General features: G+C 78.0%; 6 protein-coding genes. All 6 read left to right on the forward strand.

The features are described from left to right. On the forward strand, positions 1 to 548 hold a 548-nt coding region (locus ACFQH9_RS11015), incomplete at its 5' end, for an iron chelate uptake ABC transporter family permease subunit (RefSeq protein ID WP_379565877.1). Between the two features lie 8 nt (positions 549 to 556). After that, positions 557 to 1,618: a FecCD family ABC transporter permease gene (locus tag ACFQH9_RS11020; RefSeq protein ID WP_379565878.1), complete on the forward strand. Its 1,062-nt coding sequence runs from the start codon at positions 557 to 559 to the stop codon at positions 1,616 to 1,618. Further along, positions 1,615 to 2,442, forward strand: a complete 828-nt coding sequence (locus ACFQH9_RS11025; protein ID WP_379565879.1) for an ABC transporter ATP-binding protein — start codon at positions 1,615 to 1,617, stop codon at positions 2,440 to 2,442. Before ACFQH9_RS11020 ends, ACFQH9_RS11025 begins: the two co-directional genes overlap by 4 nt. Positions 2,443 to 2,510: 68 nt before the next feature. Continuing rightward, positions 2,511 to 3,215, forward strand: coding sequence for a response regulator transcription factor (locus ACFQH9_RS11030; RefSeq protein ID WP_379565880.1), 705 nt, complete (start codon positions 2,511 to 2,513; stop codon positions 3,213 to 3,215). Further along, positions 3,212 to 4,729, forward strand: a complete 1,518-nt coding sequence (locus tag ACFQH9_RS11035; protein ID WP_379565881.1) for a sensor histidine kinase — start codon at positions 3,212 to 3,214, stop codon at positions 4,727 to 4,729. Before ACFQH9_RS11030 ends, ACFQH9_RS11035 begins: the two co-directional genes overlap by 4 nt. Then, positions 4,726 to 5,274 carry a DUF1707 SHOCT-like domain-containing protein gene (locus ACFQH9_RS11040; RefSeq protein WP_379565882.1) on the forward strand — a complete coding sequence of 183 codons (549 nt, stop codon included), beginning with the start codon at positions 4,726 to 4,728 and terminating at the stop codon, positions 5,272 to 5,274. The genes ACFQH9_RS11035 and ACFQH9_RS11040 overlap by 4 nt, the downstream gene beginning before the upstream one ends. The last annotated feature ends 14 nt before the right edge of the window (positions 5,275 to 5,288 follow it).

Consider the following 5,288-nt stretch of genomic DNA (forward strand, 5'->3'; position numbering starts at 1 on the left):
CCGGGGCCGCCGTGACCGGCCTGCTCGGCGCGGTCACCGTCGCGCTGCTGCTCATCGACCAGCGCACCCTCGACGAGGTCCGGTTCTGGACCGTCGGCTCGGTGGCGGGCCGCGACCTGGGGGCGGTGGGCGCCGCGCTGCCCGTGCTGCTCGCCGGCCTGCTCCTCGCCGCCCTGGTCGCCCGGCCGCTGGCCACCCTCGCGCTGGGCGACGACGTCGCGCTCGGCCTCGGGCAGCGGCCCGCCCGGACCCGGGTCGCCGCCGTCGCCGCGGTCGCGCTGCTGGTGGGCGGGGCGACCTCCGCCGCCGGCCCGATCGCCTTCGTCGGCCTGGTGGTGCCCTTCGCGGCCCGCGCCCTCGTCGGCCCGGAGCTGCGCCGGGTGCTCGGGGTGAGTGTGCTGCTCGGCCCGGTCGTGGTGCTGGTGGCCGACGTGCTGTCCCGGCTGCTCGTGCGTCCCTACGAGATGCCGCTGGGGGTGATCACCGCGCTGCTCGGGGCCCCCGTGCTGGTCGCGGTCGTGCGCTCCGCGCGGCTGCCCCAGCTGTGACCCCGGCCGTGCGCGCCCCCGCCCACACCGCGGCCCCCGCCGGCACCTGGCGGCTCGGCCTGCCCGGCGACCGGGCCGTGCTGGTGCACCGCCGGCCCGCCCTGGTCGCGCTCGCCCTGGCCGCCGTGCTCGTCGGCACGCTCGCCGTCTGCCTCGGGATCGGCAGCACGGTCATCGACCCCCTCAGGGCGCTGCGCGGGCTGCTCGGCCTCGGCCCGGCGCGCGACGTGCTGCTGGTGCGCGAGCTGCGGTTCCCCCGGATCGAGGCGGCCGCCGGGGTCGGCGCCGCGCTCGGGCTGGCCGGCGTGCTCATGCAGACCCTGGCCCGCAACCGGTTGGCGACGCCGGACACCGTCGGCCTCAACAACGGCGCCACCGCGTTCGCCGTGGCGAGCGTGATCGGGGTGGCGACGTCGGCGCTGCCGTCGGTCATGGCCCTCACCGGCGCGACCACGGCGGCGGTGCTCGCCCTCGCGCTCGGCGGCGGGGCGGGCCGGCAGGGCTACCGGTTCCTCGTCGTCGGGCTGGGGATCGGCGCGGTGTTCGGCGCCGTGACCAACCTGATGCTGTCCCGGTCGGCGATCGACGCCGCCGGCGCCGCCTACCCGTGGACGGTCGGCAGCCTGTCGATCGCAACCCCCACCGCCGTCATGCTCCTCGAGCTCGGCCTGGTCCTCTGCCTGCCCGCGGCCGTGCTGCTCGGGCGCGCGCTGGCGCTCCTCCGGTTCCCCGACGCCGTCGCGCTCGGCCTGGGCAGCCGGGTCCGGGCCGTCCGCACGGCCGTGCTGGTGACGTCCGTGGTGTGCGCGGGGCTGGCGGTGGCCGTCGCCGGGCCGCTCGGGATGGTCGCCCTGGTCGCCCCCGAGGCCGCGCGGAAGCTGTCCGGGTCCGCCGGGGTGCCGGTCGTGTCGTCGGCCTTGGCCGGCGCCGTGCTCACGCTGCTCGCCGACCTCGTCGGGCGGGCGGTGTTCGCCCCGATCGAACTGCCCGCGGGGCTGGTCACCGCGATCGTCGGCGGGCCGTACCTGCTGTGGCTCCTGCTCACCACCCGCACCCGGAGGCTGCCGTGACGACCGCGCGAACCGACTCCCCGCAGCGCCTCGCGGGCGCGAGCGCCCTGGGCGCGGCGGGCCTCGGCCTGGGCTACGGGCGCCGCGAGGTCGTGCGCGGGCTGGACCTGGAGCTCCCGGCCGGGAAGGTCACCGCCATCGTCGGGCCGAACGGCTGCGGCAAGTCCACGCTGCTCGCCGGGCTCGCCCGGGTGCTCGCGCCGCGGGCCGGCACCGTCCTGCTCGACGGCGAGGAGCTGGCCGGGCTGCCCACCCGCGAGATCGCGCGCCGGCTCGGGCTGCTCCCCCAGTCCGCCGCGGCACCCGACGGGCTCACGGTCCGCGACCTCGTCCGCCACGGCCGCGCCCCGCACCAGGGCCTGCTGCGCCAGTGGTCGGCGGCCGACGCGGAGGCGGTGGAGAACGCGCTGGCCGCGGCCGACCTCCTCGACCTCGCCGACCGGCAGCTCGAGACGCTGTCCGGCGGGCAGCGGCAGCGCGCGTGGATCGCCATGACGGTCGCCCAGGACACCGGGGTGCTGCTGCTGGACGAGCCCACCTCCGCCCTCGACCTGGGCCACCAGCTCGAGGTGCACGAGATGCTGCACGGGCTCGCCGGGCGCGGCCGCACGGTCGTGATGGTGCTGCACGACCTCTCCGCGGCCTGCCGGCACGCCGACCACGTGGTGGCGATGCTCGACGGCCAGGTGGTCGCCGAGGGCGAGCCCGCCGCCGTCGTCACGGCCGAGCTGGTCGGGCGGCTCTACGGCGTGGACTGCGAGGTCCTCACCGGCCCGTCGGGTGTCCCGGTGGTCTGCCCGACGGGCCTGCGCCGCGAGGGGTAGCCCCCGCCCGCCCTCCGCGGGAGGACACGGGGTCCGACGGTCGGCCCTCGTCGCGCCCGGCGGGCACCATGGGCACCATGCCGAGTCGTGTGCTGGTCGCCGACGACGACCGGGCGATCCGGGAGTCGCTCGCGCGCGCCCTCGAGCTGGAGGGCTACACCGTCATCCCGGCCGCGGACGGGGTGGAGACGCTGTCGCTCGTCCGCCGGGAGCCGTTCGACGCCCTGGTCCTGGACGTGATGATGCCGGGCGTCGACGGCCTGGCCGTGTGCCGGGTGCTCCGCGGCGACGGCGACCACACCCCGATCCTCATGCTGACCGCGCGGGTCGAGACCCCGGACCGGGTGGCCGGGCTCGACGCCGGCGCCGACGACTACCTGCCCAAGCCGTTCGAGCTCGACGAGCTGCTCGCCCGGCTGCGGGCCCTGCTGCGCCGCGCCGCGGTGCAGGGCGGCGACGCGGCCCGCCCCGCCGAGACGCTGACGGCGGGTGCGCTACGGCTCGTCCCGGCCGCGCGCCGGGTGTGGTGGGGCGGGTCCGAGCTGCACCTGTCCAAGACCGAGTTCGACCTGCTGGAGCTGCTGCTCCGCAACGAGGGCATCGTCCTCGACCACGGCACGATCTACGAGCGGATCTGGGGCTACGACTTCGGCGCCGACTCCAAGAACCTCGCCGTGTACATCGGGTACCTCCGCCGCAAGCTCGCCGCCGCCGGCGCTCCCCCGCTGATCCACACCGTGCGCGGGGTGGGTTACACGGTGCGTGCCGCATGAGCCTGCGGACCCGGTTCGCGCTCGCCTTCGCGGTGGTCGCGGTCGTGGTGGCGGGGCTGGTCGGCTTCCTCAGCTACCGGGCGGCGTCGGACCGCACGACCGAGGAGATCGACCGCTCCCTCCGCACCGCGGCCGCCGCCCTCGTCGCCGGCCGGACCGAGGTGCTCGCTCCCCCGGTCGCGTCGCGGGGCGGGGCGCCCGGCCCGGGCGAGGCCGACGCGGACGACGACGCCGACGACCACGACGACGCCCGCTCCGACGGCCACGACGGCGCCCGGCCCCTCGTCGCCCAGATCGTCGCACCGGACGGAACCGTCCGGTTCCTCGGCGGCCGTGCGGTCACCCTGCCGGTGTCGGCGGTCGACCGCACCCTGGCCGCGTCGGCGGTCGAGGGCGCGACGGCGAGCCGCGACGTCCGGGTGGGGCGCGCGGGCTACCGCCAGCTGACGACCGCGCTCGGCCGCGGGCGCGGCGCGCTGCAGGTCGCCACGGACGCCGGCGGGAGCGAGCGCGTGCTGGCCGGCACGGCGCGCCGGATCGTGTGGGTCACCGCGGTCGTGGTGGTCGTCGCCGCCGCGGTGGGCTGGCTGCTCGCGCGACGGATCACCCGGCGGCTGGTGCAGCTGGCCGGGATCGCCGAGGAGGTCAGCGCGAGCGGCGTGGTCGAGCGCGAGGTCCCGGTGCACGGGCGCGACGAGGTGGGCCGGCTGTCGGCGGCGTTCACCACGATGCTGGGACGCCTGGCGGCGGCCCGCGAGGCCCAGGACCGCCTGGTGCAGGACGCCGCCCACGAGCTCCGGACGCCGCTGACCAGCCTGCGGACGAACGCCAGCGTGCTCAAGCGGCTCGACGAGCTGTCCCCGCAGGCCCGGGCCCGGCTGATCGACGACGTCGAGGGCGAGACCCGCGAGCTCAGCCACCTCGTCGACGAGCTGGTCGAGCTGGCCCTGTCGCGCCACGGGGACGAAGCCGACGAGCCCGTGGAGCTCACGGCCGTCGCCGCGCGGGCGGCCGAGCGGGTCCGGCGACGGACCGGACGGACGGTGCGGGTCGAGGTCGACGACGAGGGCGCCGGTTCCTCGGGCACCCTGGTCCGTGGGCGCCCCCGGGCGCTGGACCGGGCCGTGACCAACCTGCTGGAGAACGCGGCCAAGTTCGACGAGGGCCGCAGCGAGGCGCTGGAGGTGCGGATCGGGCGGGGGCGCGTCACCGTGGCCGATCGGGGGCCGGGGATCGACCCGCGGGACGCCGAGCGGGTGTTCGACCGCTTCTACCGCGCCGACGCCGACCGCGGGCTGCCCGGCTCCGGGCTCGGGCTGGCGATCGTCCGGGACGTCGCGGAGGGCCACGGCGGCACGGTCTTCGCGCGGGAGCGTCCGGGCGGCGGCGCGTGCGTCGGGTTCACGGTGGGCGAGGAGCGGTTCTTACCCCGCTCAGAACCGGGGCACGTCGGGGACTCACCCGCGGGACCCAGCATGGGCGGCACCCGAACGACGACCCCGGGAGCCCCATGACCTCCCCCGCCCGTCCGGAGCCGGAGCCGGAGGCGGCCACCGCCGCCATCCGGTCCGACCGGGACACCTCCGCGAGCAGCGACACCGCCACGACCGCGGCCACGCACGGCACCCCCACCGGCGGCCCCTCGGGGGCCGGGCCGTCGGGGGGTGCGGCCACGGGCACCACCACGACGCCCGGCCGCACCCGCGCCTCGGACGCCGAACGCGAGCGCACCGTCGCGCGGCTGCACGACGCCGTCGGCGAGGGCCGGCTCGACCTCGCCGAGGCGGAGGAGCGGACCGCGGCGGCGTACGCCGCCCGCTACCGGGACGAGCTCGACCCGCTGCTCGCCGACCTGCCCGGCGTGGGGCGCCTCGGCGGGGCCGAGTCGTGGTCCGCGATCTGGGAGTCCGTCGTCTGGCGCGGGCGTCAGGCCGTGTGGGGCCCCGAGGCGGCCCGCCCGACCCCGCAGCACTGCCGCGCCGCCGTCGGGGTGCTGGTCGGCGCCCTGGTGTGGGTCCTGCTGTGTGCCGTCGCCGGCGCCGTGGTGGTGGCGGGATGAGCGCCGCGGGCGGC

Origin of the sequence: Pseudonocardia lutea (genome assembly GCF_042658055.1) — a bacterium.
GTDB lineage: Bacteria > Actinomycetota > Actinomycetes > Mycobacteriales > Pseudonocardiaceae > Pseudonocardia > Pseudonocardia lutea.